The following is a 14,055-nucleotide window of genomic DNA, read 5'->3' on the forward strand; positions in this document are numbered from 1 at the left end:
CTCCTCCATGGCGTGGGTAGGTCGGGTCTCGATCACTAGCTTCGGCCTTTGAAGGCGAGCGCGCGGTTATTGTGCGAGGCGCTGCGGCTGGATTTTCAGCGTGACGACCAGGCCATGTTTTGACCAGTCATAAGCGATCGAGCCGCGCAGATGCCCAGTTACGCTGCGCTCGACCAATCTGCTGCCGTAGCCGGGCGGACCTGCAGGTGCCTCAACGAGCGGTCCGCCACTTTCTGTCCAGACGATGGTGACGTCGTCGTCATGCGCCGAGCAGGAAACGTCCAGCGTCCCCGTCTCGGCAGACAAGGCACCGTATTTGAGAGAGTTGGTTGCAAGCTCGTGAATGATAAGCGCGAGGATAGTTGCCGAGGACTCGCCGACGCTCATCCTTGGTACCGACACTCGAATGCGCCCGCTGAACGCTCCCAGATCGTCATAAGGCGCAAGTAGTACCGTAAGCAGGTCGCCAAGCAGCGCTGAGGCGGCCTCGGTCTGGCCGGGCACAGGCCGCACCAGATCATGGGCTCGCCCCAAGGCAGTCAGCCGCTGTGTAAGCTCCCGCGCCATGTCATTGGTGGTGGTCGTCGAACGCGAGGTGATGGCAGTAAGGCCCGAGGCTATGGTCAGCAGGTTCTTGACGCGATGGCTCATTTCGCCGGCGAGAAGCTCGCGGCTTTCTTCCGCCTGTTTGCGGCCGGTCACATCAATGAAGATGCCGAACATCAGCCGCTGGACGATCCCTTCGTCGTCGCCTTGACCGCGGGCGGAGATCCATTTGAGTTCGTCGCCTATCATGATCCGGAAGTCGATCTCATAGGGGCCGACAATCGCCCGCGTGGCGTTGAAGGCCGCCCGTACTCGGTCGCGGTCGGCCGGATGGATGTGTGCGGACAGGTCTTCGAACTTGACGTCTGTGGTGCGAGGGATGCCCCACAGGTCATAGGCTCGGTCATCCATTGCCAATGCGTCGCTATCCACGTTCCATGACCAAAGGGCGACCCCTGCGGCTTCGATGGCTCGGACCAGGTTCTTGGGTTCCCAGAGGAGGGGTTTTAGATGTTCCGCAGTTGTCGTCATGGAAACTCGCAAAGATGTCGAAAAAGGAACGGTTGTGACGTCATAAACAAGCAGGCTGGCGGTTCTATTAGCCCAATTCATCCGGCATATGAGAAAAAACCACAGATCATGCCACGAGTTTTATCCCCCTGACCATACTTGAGGCACGGCTGTTTCGCCCTCAGTTTCAAATCAACCAATCCTAGCGCACGAGTGGCTATGTGGGCCTTGGGCAAGCCTCCTTGGCGAAAGCCTGCGCGCCTTCTACAAAGGGCGATGAAAAATTCACAACCTGTATATGTAGTCTACCATCCGCCAATGAACGGCTTCCCATACCTGGCGGTCGTTCTGGCACCTGACGGAACTGCGATCGCAACGCGTTTCGACACAGCCGAAGAGGCCTCTGCATTCAACCGGCTATGAGGCTGCACGGCGACGGCATCAGGCACTGAACGTGGGGCTGTCCAGCACCCCCATCATCAGCCTAGGCGGCTCATTCCTTCCCGACCATTGCCAGATTCCGGGGTCTCAGCGCTGCGCCTTCAATATTCTGGCCTCTCGCAGGAGTGATCCACGATCAGTACCGACCATATTGATCAGCTCGCGCGCCTGGGCTTCCGTAATCCCGGTTTCGCGCGCTAGGAAACGGATGAGAAAGTCTTCTTGCTCCTCTCTGTGTCCACGATCCCGTCGTTTCTCGTCGGCGATGTATGACGATTTTAACTGTTCTACCGAACGCCGCGATGGAGCGTCCTCGTTGTGGTGCACGCCTTGCACGGTCAGCCCTGCCTCCTCCGCAGCCGCCAAAAACGCCTGCCGGGCATTCTCCACCTCGTCCTCCGAAGCCAGTGAGCCGGTGCAGGCCTGCAACGCGTCTCGGTATATCGATCCGTGCTCTTCCGGCCACTTCTCCATCAGCAAGATCGCAGCCTCGGAGGCACTGGACAACCTGCGAAGTTCTCCATTTGGCAACTCAATCGTTACTGGAACCCTGAAAAAAGCATCGTGCATCGCGCCACCCCTGTCCCCACCATCTCTTAGCGAACGAGGCGCGACGACATTCGTTCCAGCGCAACATGTAATGCCGCCTATCCGTCCAACGTCAGGCAGCTGATGCCGTTCTCACAATGAAGCCCCATGGTGTTTGGGGGCTTTGCGCCCGGTCGGCGCGGCCCCTAGTCGGCCGGGCGTGGATGAAAGGCTCAGATTCAAGCATCCATTGGCGGGTTGGGGAGTTAAGACTCACGTCAGCAGGCCTCCAAACCGAAAAGCCAAGGGCTGGCGCAATCTCGGAGAACATTCGCACATGGATATTCCTAAAGGCGCGACCGTTGCTGTGGCCGATGGCGAGAAGCTCAATCTGTTCCGCAATTCAGGAGACGAAGCCAATCCAAAGCTGACGGCCTCGGTAGTGGACGACGTGGCAAACGAGAACAAGGGATCCGGTGCGCGTCATCAGAGCAGCTCCGCCAATCCGGACAGCAGCCAGATCGAGGAGGACAGTTTCGCAGCCGGATCCGCCGATCTGCTCAACCGACAGGTCCTCGGCGGACAAATCGCCAACCTGATCATCATCGCCGCTCCTCGGACGCTTGGCGAACTGCGCAAGCACTATCATCAGAAATTATCGGACGTTCTGATTGGCGAAATCGCCAAGGATCTGACCGGCCATTCGGCCCAGGAGATAGAGAAGGCAGTTGCCAGCGCCTAGGGCGCATCATCGACAGAAATCTGCATCGCGCCCGCGCTACGATCGTTTTCGCGCCTGCGCCAAATTGAAGGACTTTATCATGACAAAATCCATTGGATGGCTAGCCGCAGCAATGCTTTGCATTGCAGCGCCTGCTCAGGCCGCTGACGGCGCCTTTCTGAAATCGTTTGCCGGCAACTGGGTTGGCAAGGGCACGGTCAAAGTCGACGCCGATTCCCAACCCATCAAGATCAACTGCAAATTTGCATCTGACGCGACGGAAAGCTCTTTGGCGCTTAACGGCAAGTGTACAGGTTACGTGGTCTTCTCGCGGGCGATCGGCGCCGACGTGAAGACGAATGGCAAAACCTATACGGGCATATACACCGGATCGAGCACCGGCCCGGCCGGCCTCAGTGGCGGTCGCTCGGGCAACGCACTGGTCCTCGGCATCCATTGGGCAAAAGAAGTCAATGGCGACCGTGCCGCCCAGCTAAGGCTGGAAAAGGTTGGAGACAATGGCATGCGCTTGACGACGATCGATAAGGACCCGGCGACCGGCAAGACCATTGTGATCAGCCGGATTGATCTCAGCCGCTCCTAGCGTGGTTGGTTGGCCAAGATCCGGCGCCTCGCTAGTGGGAAGACGGGCTGCCGCGCCGACTATTACGTGAGCTCGTAGTAAAAATCGCAAATGAGGTCCGCAACTTTGACGGCTTCAAAATCCGTCATGTGCGCGGCTGTCTCCACAGCGACCGTTTCCATATCGTCCTGATCGACGGCCAGAAGATCCAGTATTTTTGCAAACTTGAACTTGAGCTCCCGGTCCCCATCGAACTCATCGAGAGTGACGTGCAAAATGTTCAGATTCGCATCGATCAGGCGCGTTTGTATGCTGTCGGAAGAGGCTGCGAGCGTGCGGATCGCAGCGAAGAAGTGCTCTCGCGCATTGGAATATTGTCCGCCCATTTTGATACCTTTGAAGGTGAAACCGTGCGCCTTTGGACGTGAGGCCTGAGCCACTTACGCTTTTGGCATTACGGGAGTCAACGATGGAGTACGAGGGGTGGGCGGCGACACGCGGCCTTCGATTTATCGCAACGGCAAAGTAAGAAGGCGCCCGTGGAAGAGTGGGCTCTAACCGGTTCCACGAACCTTGCTCGATTTGCATTGTGACCGCCGCATCGAGGCCATGCTTGGCCTCGAGGACTAAGGCGCTTCCGCACTCGCGGCAAGAGTTCAATACCCCGCATCTCGGAATTCGAAACCATGTGCTTATCTCGGTTTTCCCATCCCTGGAAGTAACTAACGCCTCGCCTGCAGCCCGGTTGAACTGCCTAACGACCGAAAGCGCTTCGGAACGGAAATTAGCACAAGCAACCCTCCATCTGGTGAACTTTACGCCCACGAGAGCGTTGTCCGGGTGTAACGGAGAGTTTTAGATGGGCTGGGTTTTTGGGCTAGCGTTTGCGCTGGTCTTGTTGTTTGCGGTCTTGCTAATCGTTACGGCACAGATCTTCAGAGCTCTCCTACTTTTCATCGCCTGCGGCGTTGGAGAACGGACGCGGATAGTGAATAGTACTTATCGAGGTATCGCGAGTTGCGGCACGGAGCCGAACCTATGCAGCACAGGTTCCAGCCGGATTTCGCGTCTTCGAAAACAAGAATCCCGCAGCGGCCAGCGAACCGCGTAAGTGCCCGATTAGCGCATCTGTGCAGCCGCTGGGCAGATGCCTGCGCGGTGGCTGCGGCGCCTGTCGGCCAAGCAGAGGCGCTTGTAACTTAGATGCCTCCGAGCACCGCGAAACGGCCCGTGGACATTGAAGCTCATCTCAGCATCCTCGGGGGCGGCTTGAGGCGGTGCCTTGCCGTAATCCAACAACCGTTGCTCGGCTGGGGCAACCAAAATCCAAGTCGCGCATTTTAGTGGATGCTGTTAGACCAATTCCCTATGTGCTGTTCTCGATGCGGTGCGCGCGACCATGGTTATGAACACTGCACGCATCTGAGCCATGGCAGCCTCTCCGAGGCGCATGAGCCTTCGAACAAGGGCGATGAACGGCACAAGCAACAGGTTCCAGTTAGCAATCCAGACCAGGTCCCCGAGCCGCCGATTTTTTTACACTGATTAAAGTCGTGTGCCTGCGGCGCGCAAGTCAGATCGCGGCACCGAAGCCATTTGCCCGCTGGGTCCCTCCAAGCGGTCAAAAGGGCCGGAAGGCCCGTCGCCCGCTGGCTCCCGGCCAGCGGGCGTTTTCGTACAATAGACCGGAACAGGCTGCGGCTTCCTCCGACGGTATCTCCGGCCCTCGGCTCGCGCCGCTTCCGAGCAATCTGCCCGTCGTCTGTCAGCAAGCGCGTCATTCGAGATTGAACGGGGAACGAATGTGGCAGTGCCCAGTTTGGATAGCGACGGGACACGACATGGAGAATTCACATGACACGCCGACCAAAGATTTTGGCCAGCACCGCACTCGGGTTGCTCATCGCCTCAGTGCCGTTCGGAGCACCGCTCAGCGCAGCATTCGGTGCCGCACGGTTCGTCGCATCCGCACCGCCAATTTTTATCAAGTTAAAGTGCAAGGAGGGCGAGAGTGCCGAACCCGCCGTGAAAAGGCGCCGGATAACCAGGCGCCGGAACGCCCCAAAGGAGCCGATGTCCTCACGGAAATTGGCGGCCGGGTGATCATCCAGTTCAACAATCAGACCATAGTCGAGAGCGACGAAGCGCGGCGAATGAACCGTGATGCCAAGGATGTGTATTACGAGGATTTGCCGGGCGGCCGCACACGCGAGACGATCGTTCGCGGCAACGGCAACCAGATCATCACCATCCGCAACCGCTATGGCGACGTCATCCAGCGCTCCCGCATCACGCCCGACGGCCGCGAGTATGTTCTGAGCTATGTCGACGAGAGGTATTACCAGGACGTGCAGGATTGGCGCGACCCTGGAGATGACTTGCCACCGATGCGGCTCAACATCCCACGCAAGCAATACATCTTGGAGTCCGATCTGGTAGAGGATGCTGGGGATTATTACACCTTCCTCGAGCAACCGCCGGTGGAAAAGGTCCAGCGCCTCTACTCGGTCGACGAGGTCAAGCGCTCGGCGCGTGTGCGCGACATCGCCCGGCGTGTGGATCTGGACACGTTGAATTTCGAGTCCGGTTCGGCGGCGATCTCGGACAGCGAAGTCAAAAAACTGCAAGGCGTTGCGGACGCAATGGAGCGGCTGCTGAAGAAGAACCCGGCGGAAACATTCTTGATCGAAGGTCACACCGATGCCGTCGGCAGCGACAATGCAAACCTGGCCTTGTCCGACCAGCGAGCCGAGGCAGTTGCCGAGGCCCTCACCAACGCCTTTGGCATCGCGCCAGAGAACCTGACGACCCAAGGCTACGGCGAGCGCTATCTTAAGGTGAACACGACAGGGCCTGAACGACAGAACCGCCGCGTCGCTATTCGACGCATCACGCCGCTGGTGGCGCCCGTCGCCAGCGCCAACTGACCAAGACATCTCGCGGTTCGGCAAAGCTCGCCGAATCGCGAGACTTGCCAGCCAACGGACCAATGGCCGGCCGACCCATTTTTAAGACTTCATTTACCGTGCGGTTTTAGCGTCCCACTTGCGGCTAAAGTTGCAATTCCGCATTTTCAGGCAACACCGCCCGTCGTTCTCAGTCCACCTAAGAGCGACGGGTACCTGCCTTAGGCACAAGCCGCGGCTGTCAGGATTGACGCTTATGTAGGCTGGCCGCCGCCCCGGAATATGCCCCGACTGGCTGCGTGGCTCGCGCAGGGCTTAGAGCCGAAACGGCGCGCGGCCGAGCGATGTCGCCAACTAGACCACCCGCGTTAAGTACCGTATCGACTGCGAGAACTGGAGTACTGAGCGCTCGTCGAAGGCGCAGGTCCGGCCAGATTGGCCGGACCTGTACCATTACCTCCTGCAGATGCGAACTCGCTCGATGACGCGGTGGTGATGACGCCAATGCTTGATCAGCACGACGCGGCAATGGTGCCGATGATGCCGATGGTAATAACGGGGCCTATAGCCGTTGTCATACATGTCGTAGTATTGGGAATAGCCTTGACCGTAGTAGTCTGGATACCGATCACGACGGTAGTAGTCGTAATCGTCGCCGTAACCACCACCAAAACCAATAATGACGCCGCCGGCGTTTGCCGGAAAGGCGGTAGCGGCACAAGTGACTGCGATCACCGATGAGAGGACTAGCTTCCTTATCATCACAACTCTCCTGAGCTGAGAGTGTCCCGTCGGGACAAAAACGCTTTGGAGCGGAGGTTGTTCCCTACAAAATCACCCGGTGCCGCCCTTGCCCGCGTTTTGGTCAGGAAGTGTCATTCCAGGTGCGGAGATCGACGTTCCTCTTCATTCGCCACACCCGCAACCCTGGATAGAGCATCGTGCCAACCGATACGAAAGAACGCTGCGGCGGAAGCCTTGAAAGAGATGGGAACCTTTTGTCGGCGAGCCGCTTTCTGAGCATGGCCCAAGCCGTTGAAGCACCTATCTTGCCCGAGAATAGTCCAGACAGGGAGGTGAACTGCGAGGTCGCCTTGGAAGCCGCCTTCGCGGCCTTGGTGACTGCCGCAGAAGGCCAGGGGTGGACGCCCAATGAAACGGCTTTAACTCTACTCAAAATCGCTACGAACCACGCCCAAAAGACCGAGGCTGTCGTTGCGGTCCCTGATACTGACAAAACAGCGATCGAAACTCGGGCCTAGCCGGCAGGGACGCCCAAGCTCAGCCGGCTAATTCGCCCGCCTCAATACCCCGGTTGCCGATTGTCTGAAACCGACCTTTGGTTCGAATTTAACATCCCGGACCGCCAAGTGAGGCGCGTGATCGCAACAGATCACGCGCCGTAGGTATTGGTATCAGTAGCCGTCCGGGCACCGGGCAATGTAAACGCGGCCATTACGATCGCGATACCGGCACTGGCCGGCCTCACTGGCGTGCCCGATCACCGCACCGGCGATCGCGCCGACTGCACCACCAACGACAGCCCCTTGCACGGGATCGCCGGCCACCGCTGCTCCGACCGCGGCACCTCCCAAGCCGCCTACGGCAGCGCCTTGTTCGGTACGGGAACATGCTGCGAGCGGAATGAGCAGGCTCAAAATGAGCAGTGTCTTTTTCATGGGTTCTCTCCTGAAGCCTTAATTGGCCGGAGCATAAATGCGCCAACGGTTTTTTCGATCCATGGCCCTGTTGCCTTTATGGAACGGCTCGTCTCCGCTCCATGGGCGGACTGCATAGGCTGAGGCACGCCGAGCCCTTCGTCGGGCGAAGGGCTCAGGTTGAGGTTGACCGCAATAGTTCGCGGATTAGCGTTTGATCGCTCGGGCCACCGCGATCAAGATACACGCGCCGATGAAGCCGGCGACGAGATAGCCGAGCCAGCCGGCCAACGATATGCCAAGCACGCTAAGAATGAGGTTGGCGACGATCGCCCCCACGATTCCCAAAATGATGTTCATGACGACGCCCATGTTGCTTTTCATGAACATCTCGGCGAGCCATCCGGCAATGCCGCCGATGATGATCGCTGCCAGCCAGCCAACGCCAGGATTCTGCATAGTTTTCCCCTTTCCGCGAACCGCAATTGGTTCGACCGGGGAACGTCAAGGAGCCAATAAGGTTCCCGCGATACAGGCGCGTGCGAGCTCGAAAAAATTGCGGAATCGCAGCAGCTTAATTGACTCTACGTCGGTCAGCGCCTCCCAGGCGCCTTCCGAATTCCAAGGGGAACTTCGCTTCGTGCGGCCCGTTGTGAGGTAGCAAACTGTGCCGCGCTCAGCCTCCCTGCGACGGTTCGGCCGAACGCGGCGTGCATCAACACTAACGCACAAAGGAAACGTACCATGATCAGCAAACTTTTGGCTACCACCGCTATTGCAACCCTGCTGTCGTCTGGCCTGTGGGTCTCGGGGGCCGCCGCTGAAGATGCCACCAAACCTGCCGCCGCTACGACCACTGCGGCGACAGCGCCGGCGGCCGTTGCAGAGGGCAGCCTCGTCACCAAGATCATAGGCGCCGACGTCTATGATAGCGCTGCAGACGATGCCGCGAAGATCGGCGACGTCAAAGACATCGTCCTCTCCAAGGACGGCAAAGCCAAGTACATCATCATCGGCGTTGGCGGGTTCCTAGGCCTGGGGGAAAAGAACGTCGCCTACGATTTCAGCAAAGCTGAGTGGGTCGAGAAGAAGGGTGAGCGCTGGTTGGTCGCGAAGACCACCAAGGAAGACCTTCAAGCGCAACAGGATTTTGACCTGAAGGTCTACGACACGGCAGCGGCCTCGAACTCCAATGATGTCGCAGCTACCACCGCCAACAATGAAGCTGCCCCAGCCACGACGGACAACACGGCCACCGCGGCAATCGACAAGTCTTCGCTGACCGAGATGCCGATAGACAAAATCAGCACCAAGGATTTCATCGGCACCACGGTCTACGGCGCCGACGATGCAAAAGTCGGCGAGATTGGAGATGTCGTCCTCAGTGGCGATAAGAAGGTCGACGCGGTCGTCGTCGACGTGGGCGGATTCCTCGGCGTGGGGGAAAAGCCGGTGGCCGTTGGCCTGGAGAAATTGAAGTTCCTTTCCGACAAAGACGGAAACCGGTATCTCTACACCAATTTCACCAAGGCTCAGCTTGAGGCGCAGACTGCCTATGACAAGGGCACCTACGCGCAGAATCGCGACAAGCAGCGGATCATTCTTGCCCAGTAGACCCCAACGTGGCCCGCGCTGTTAGGCGCGCGGGCCACTTTTTTCGATCGTGTATGTCGATACTGACTATCCCGGGTAGGTGAGCACGAGATCATCTCGATCTTCCGATTTGAATAACGTAGCACGTTCAGGGTTCCTTATCGGTTGCACGCAGCAGCGCTCTCGAGAAGGCCGTCCATCGGTTCTCGGAACTACATGTAGTGCAGGCGCTGTGGGGCGGTGGTGGCCTTGGTGGCTCGCTGAGCTGGACGGACGCCTGCTACGGACAACTCAAGGATTTCGCGACAGCCATCCTTAGGCGGTAAACTCAGGTTCAGCGTGAAATGGTAGCCGCAATCGAGATAGCGGCGTTGGAAGCGTTTGCTTGGCCAAATCAATTTGGTGGGAGCCGAAGGCGCGTTCCTTCTGCCATCCACGCAGTGACACCGGCGCCGTGGTCACAGTTCGCTGAACTCGGCGTATTGTAGAACCAGGCCTAGGTTTCTAAGCTCCATTGGCAACAGAGGCTTCCACGGCAGCCAGCGGCGCTTCCAGGCTCCAGGTGATGCCATGCGGACCGTACTCGAGAATTCCGTGGCCTCCAACAGCTGCAGGCGCAACCCGCTTCAGCACCACGGTTCCAAACCCACCCTGTCTGGTATCCTGAACTTGCGGCCCATCTGTTTCGGCCCAACTAAGGTGAATGAGCCTCGAGGCACCGGAACCGGTAATGTTCCATCGAACCGAAATCCGGCCCAGGTCCGCTGAGAGCACGCCGTATTTGGCTGAGTTGGTCGCGAGTTCGTGGAAGGCGATTCCAAGATACTGCACAGCATTGGGACTGAGGACCACCGGTGGCCCCGACATATCGATAACCTCACCCCGTGGGAAAGGCCGGGCTTGGGCCGCCACGAGCTCATTGATGGTGGCTCCCTTCCAGTCGGCGGATACCAACAGGTCGTGGGATCGCGACAGCGCCATGATGCGCTCGCGCACCTGGCGTTCAAACTGCTCAGGTGCCTCCGATCGTTTGTTGGTCTCCCGGATCATTGACAGGATGACCGAGTATTGATTTTTAACGCGGTGGTTGACCTCGCGCATCAGCATGCGGATACGGTGCTCGTTTTCCTTTGCCGATGTGATGTCCCGCGCGATCTTCGATGCGCCGACGATCCGCCCGGTCGCGTTGCGCATAGGCGATACGGTGAGCGAGACCGGAACAAGGCTGCCATCCTTGCGCTGACGTATTGTTTCGTACGTTTCGACCCGCTCACCACGGCGAATGCGTCCGAGGATGCGAGGTTCCTCGTCCTGGAGATTATCCGGGATCAACATGGTCACCGGCCTGCCTATCGCTTCCTCGGCGGTGTAGCCGAACAGCCTTTCGGCCCCGTTATTCCAGCTCTTGATGATGGCATTCAGATCCTTGCTGACAATTGCGTCGAACGAGGATTCCACAATCTCTGACAGATGCTGCCTGACTTCTTCGGCACGTTGGCGGTCGGTCAGGTCCAGGAGCATGTTCACGGCACCAATCAGATTGCCGTGCTCATCCCGCAGCGGTGTGGGGTAGGGCAGGAACGGAAAAAAGGATCCGTCCGGACGGCGCGCTATGGCTTCCTGGTTGCGGACCGGCCGGTTTTCCTTGAGCGCGATGGCCATGGGGCACTCGTCATGCGGCAATTCGTTGCCGTCGGGAGTGAAGAGCTTGAACGTGACGCACCATTTGTCCTTGCCGACTCTTGGCTCCCTGCCAGCAAGATCGGCGGCGGCGCGGTTGTAGTAGGTGATCGTCCCGTGCTGGTCGGTCGTATAGATGGCAACCGGAAGGGCGTCGAGAATTTGGTGATAGGTGCTTCCCTGCTGCCTTAATTCGGTGCGTGTCCGCTCCAGGTCGGTAACATCGACCGTGAAGCACCTGGTGTTGATCAGCTTGCCGTCCCGAAAATGGCCGCTCGACGTGATTTCGACATGTTTGATCGATCCGTTACAGGCTCTCAATCGCGCCGGATATCGCGTGATCTTCTCGCCACGGGTCAGACGTTCGAGAATGTCGTCGATCACGTCCCGGTCGGGGTAGAATTCTGCAATGTGGCGGCCGACATAATTTTCGGCACTAAACCCGAGAAGGTCAAGCTCAGCCTGATTTGCGTGAAGGATGACACCATCCGCGCTTACCAGATGGAGCGCGACGGCCCCGTTCTCGAAGAAATCCTGGTAGTCGAAGGCCCGACTATCCTCCCCAGACAAGTCCGGACTCTTGAGGGCGACAACGTTCGCCTGCGATACTTCCTTCATCCGAGTCCCCGATCGCGACTTAACCGACCTAAATGTGGTTCATGGCAATTCGTTCCAAAACAGTCGTTCCGTCGATGGTTCGCACGACTCCTGTCGCCGTCGTTCGTGGGAGTGCGGAAGACTTTTCCGTCATCCCGGCAAAAGCGACTAGTCGGGCCAATCTCTCGACGGTAGGGATTTTGACTTCGGCCTCTTTCCGTGCGCGGTTATCGAGGCGATGTCGACCGTGACCAGACCGCCAACCTTCACGGTCACCTTGCCATCTTGGTCATCGACGCGGATGACACGCCCGACGAGACTAACCTTGTCGCCGGACCTTTTCTTCTTGGGAGCATCGATCGCGAAGGGGAAGTCATAGGTCGGAATACTGACGCTGGCGCGGCCGCTTGGCAGCACCTTTATGATGGTCGCTGTCAACGTAATCTCATCACCGATCTCTATGTCCCACGCCATGGATATGACTCTGGAGCGGTCACGTCGGTCGTCAAGCGAAATTTGATTTGAGATAACAACGAGACCGCTGCGTCACGCGTCTACGGTGATGGCGCCCTGAGCGTCGCAGGGGGCCGACCGGCTGCTTGATTGTGCAGGTGCGGCTGGCCGAGACGTTCCAGCGTTCGGATAGGTTTGCCGGCGTCGGCAGCCCGAGCGAGGGCTTGGCGATCGACTATCAGGTGATCGAGACCCGTTCATTCGAAGCGCGCGTCGACGGCTGCGACCATGCCCAGTCGACCTGTTCGTACGCATCCTGAACGACCGCAATGGCGAGGTTGCTTGCCTCGAAGTGCTTCACCGCTTCGGCGCCTGTCTCGGGCGGCGGCAATCAGGCCTATGTCAGCGCGATTGTGCCGGCCGCACATTCGTTGGGTCTGTGGAACGTTGAGCGCGTCGTCTTGACCCGCCGGCTAAATGCAGACTTCGACTGAGGCCGTGCAAAATCCGATTGCCGCCGTCCGTTGGGGCGATGGGTTCGAACCCCGGGCTACCGCCACCGACCAGATCGACCCCTCCATCCGCCCCCGAAACGACCGCCACCAGCAACCAACCGGATGATTAGGAGAAGTACAATCGCGCCGACGGTGGCATTGACGATCAAGCTGATCGTTCCGCTCCCGAGATGGACGCCCAAGCGGGGCAGCAGCCAATCCCCGATAAACGCGCCGATGATTCCAATTGCGATGTCCCCGATTAGACCAAAGCCTGAGCCCCGCACGATCTTTCCGGCCAACCATCCCGCAATAAGGCCGACCACCAATATGACTATGATGCTCTCGTTCGTCAGATGCATAGTGATCCTCCGGGCCTTCGTTTTCGCAGCGCGATTTCATGTCTGCAACCAGCGACTAGTTCCATAGCCGATCCTCTATCCCCACGAAAGCCAAAGCGCGTCTGTCGTTCGACGCGACCGCCGCGGCGCCCCAAAGCAATAGGACAGTCGACAGCATGATCATCAATTGCGACCGCTACTTATCGAACCGAGTCAGGGATCAACTTCTGGAAGATCGCATCGTTCTTCGCCCGCCATGCTTCATCTGCGAGCCACTGATATTCCTGGTCGGGCATCAACGGAACGGCTTTCACATCGGCACTGGAGATGCGCAGGTAAAAACTGTTCCGCTCCTCATCGACTTGCATATACCGAAGCGGGACGACGATGCTGTCTTTTCCGGCGATGAAAAAGCCGCCTGAGGCAATAACTGCGTAGTCCCATCGGTCCTTGGTTCCAATTACGACGTTGCGAACTTCGCCAACGATCTTGTCGTCCGAACTGCGAACCTCGGAGCCGACGATCTCGTCGACACGCAGACCGGGTCCAAGTTCGTCGATATTGATTAGAGGACGTGCGCCTGGAGCACCGCGATTGCCCTGAACTTCACCACCTTGATGCTGTTGTGGTTCTTCGGCGGCCACCTGTTCATCGGCAAGGTCCTCGTCGTTCCCCCCAAGCTTCGCCATTGATGGCGCGGCAATCAGCTGTCGGATATTGGCGAGCAAGCGTTCGCAGTCGTCCTGTAGGCCATACGACCACAGCAGGAAGGCGGCATCCCTAAGGGTTCGCAGGTCGCGAACGAGATAGCGATTTTCCGGATTGCGCAATTCCGGGCTCTTGAGGACAGCTTCTTCGAGCTTCGCATCGGATATATTACAGACGGCGAACGCCGGTTGGACGCCAAGCCCCAGCAACAACGCCACCGGCGCCGCGATCCAGACAAATCTCATTAAAATTCCCCATCGGCGGCTTTCCTTGACTTCGTGCTTGGAGCAGGCAAA

The 14,055-nt window shown here is 58.5% G+C and carries 14 protein-coding genes and 1 pseudogene; 5 read left to right on the plus strand and 10 right to left on the minus strand.

Annotation, left to right across the window (positions count from 1 at the left end; all coding sequences use genetic code 11):
- Nucleotides 1-66 precede the first annotated feature (66 nt).
- Together HB777_33750 and HB777_33755 are read right to left on the minus strand one after the other, a co-directional pair.
- Nucleotides 67-1,077 carry a PAS domain-containing protein gene (locus HB777_33750; GenBank protein QND68426.1) on the minus strand — a complete coding sequence of 337 codons (1,011 nt, stop codon included), beginning with the start codon at nucleotides 1,075-1,077 and terminating at the stop codon, nucleotides 67-69.
- Between the two features lie 507 nt (nucleotides 1,078-1,584).
- Nucleotides 1,585-2,067, minus strand: a complete 483-nt coding sequence (locus tag HB777_33755; GenBank protein ID QND68427.1) for a DUF982 domain-containing protein — start codon at nucleotides 2,065-2,067, stop codon at nucleotides 1,585-1,587.
- Nucleotides 2,068-2,362: 295 nt separating this feature from the next.
- On the opposite strand from HB777_33755, the gene HB777_33760 reads away from it, so the two are divergent.
- Nucleotides 2,363-2,767, plus strand: a complete 405-nt coding sequence (locus tag HB777_33760; GenBank protein QND69000.1) for a host cell attachment protein — start codon at nucleotides 2,363-2,365, stop codon at nucleotides 2,765-2,767.
- 79 nt (nucleotides 2,768-2,846) lie between these two features.
- Nucleotides 2,847-3,350 (plus strand): hypothetical protein, encoded by a 504-nt coding sequence (locus tag HB777_33765; GenBank protein ID QND68428.1) that lies wholly within the window; start codon nucleotides 2,847-2,849, stop codon nucleotides 3,348-3,350.
- 62 nt (nucleotides 3,351-3,412) lie between these two features.
- Here HB777_33765 and HB777_33770 read toward each other — a convergent pair whose 3' ends face one another.
- Nucleotides 3,413-3,715 carry a hypothetical protein gene (locus HB777_33770; GenBank protein QND69001.1) on the minus strand — a complete coding sequence of 101 codons (303 nt, stop codon included), beginning with the start codon at nucleotides 3,713-3,715 and terminating at the stop codon, nucleotides 3,413-3,415.
- 1,416 nt (nucleotides 3,716-5,131) lie between these two features.
- Here HB777_33770 and HB777_33775 point away from each other — a divergent pair.
- On the plus strand, nucleotides 5,132-6,256 hold the full coding sequence (locus tag HB777_33775; protein QND68429.1) for an OmpA family protein: 1,125 nt from the start codon (nucleotides 5,132-5,134) through the stop codon (nucleotides 6,254-6,256).
- 432 nt (nucleotides 6,257-6,688) lie between these two features.
- Here HB777_33775 and HB777_33780 read toward each other — a convergent pair whose 3' ends face one another.
- The 3 genes from HB777_33780 to HB777_33790 form a co-directional block, all read right to left on the minus strand.
- Complete coding sequence (locus HB777_33780; GenBank protein ID QND69002.1) at nucleotides 6,689-6,994, minus strand: hypothetical protein; 306 nt, start codon at nucleotides 6,992-6,994, stop codon at nucleotides 6,689-6,691.
- A 656-nt stretch (nucleotides 6,995-7,650) separates the two neighbouring features.
- Nucleotides 7,651-7,914, minus strand: coding sequence for a hypothetical protein (locus HB777_33785; GenBank protein ID QND68430.1), 264 nt, complete (start codon nucleotides 7,912-7,914; stop codon nucleotides 7,651-7,653).
- 186 nt (nucleotides 7,915-8,100) lie between these two features.
- On the minus strand, nucleotides 8,101-8,352 hold the full coding sequence (locus HB777_33790) for a GlsB/YeaQ/YmgE family stress response membrane protein (GenBank protein QND68431.1): 252 nt from the start codon (nucleotides 8,350-8,352) through the stop codon (nucleotides 8,101-8,103).
- A 285-nt stretch (nucleotides 8,353-8,637) separates the two neighbouring features.
- Here HB777_33790 and HB777_33795 point away from each other — a divergent pair, with 285 nt between their 5' ends.
- Complete coding sequence (locus tag HB777_33795) at nucleotides 8,638-9,507, plus strand: PRC-barrel domain containing protein (protein QND68432.1); 870 nt, start codon at nucleotides 8,638-8,640, stop codon at nucleotides 9,505-9,507.
- Nucleotides 9,508-9,990: 483 nt separating this feature from the next.
- Here the strand turns inward: HB777_33795 and HB777_33800 are convergent, their stop codons facing one another.
- Nucleotides 9,991-11,784, minus strand: coding sequence for a PAS domain S-box protein (locus HB777_33800; protein QND68433.1), 1,794 nt, complete (start codon nucleotides 11,782-11,784; stop codon nucleotides 9,991-9,993).
- Between the two features lie 147 nt (nucleotides 11,785-11,931).
- Nucleotides 11,932-12,237 (minus strand): hypothetical protein, encoded by a 306-nt coding sequence (locus HB777_33805; GenBank protein ID QND68434.1) that lies wholly within the window; start codon nucleotides 12,235-12,237, stop codon nucleotides 11,932-11,934.
- A 103-nt stretch (nucleotides 12,238-12,340) separates the two neighbouring features.
- Between HB777_33805 and HB777_33810 the strand changes: the two are divergent.
- Nucleotides 12,341-12,629, plus strand: a pseudogene (locus tag HB777_33810) (ABC transporter).
- A gap of 137 nt (nucleotides 12,630-12,766) precedes the next feature.
- On the opposite strand, the gene HB777_33815 reads toward HB777_33810, so the two are convergent.
- Together HB777_33815 and HB777_33820 are read right to left on the minus strand one after the other, a co-directional pair.
- Nucleotides 12,767-13,072 (minus strand): GlsB/YeaQ/YmgE family stress response membrane protein, encoded by a 306-nt coding sequence (locus tag HB777_33815; protein QND68435.1) that lies wholly within the window; start codon nucleotides 13,070-13,072, stop codon nucleotides 12,767-12,769.
- A gap of 179 nt (nucleotides 13,073-13,251) precedes the next feature.
- The gene (locus HB777_33820; GenBank protein QND68436.1) at nucleotides 13,252-14,004 is read right to left on the minus strand and encodes a PRC-barrel domain containing protein; all 753 of its coding nucleotides are present in this window, start codon (nucleotides 14,002-14,004) and stop codon (nucleotides 13,252-13,254) included.
- Between the last annotated feature and the right edge of the window lie 51 nt (nucleotides 14,005-14,055).

Source organism: Mesorhizobium loti (genome assembly GCA_014189435.1).
Taxonomy (GTDB): Bacteria; Pseudomonadota; Alphaproteobacteria; order Rhizobiales; family Rhizobiaceae; genus Mesorhizobium; species Mesorhizobium loti_G.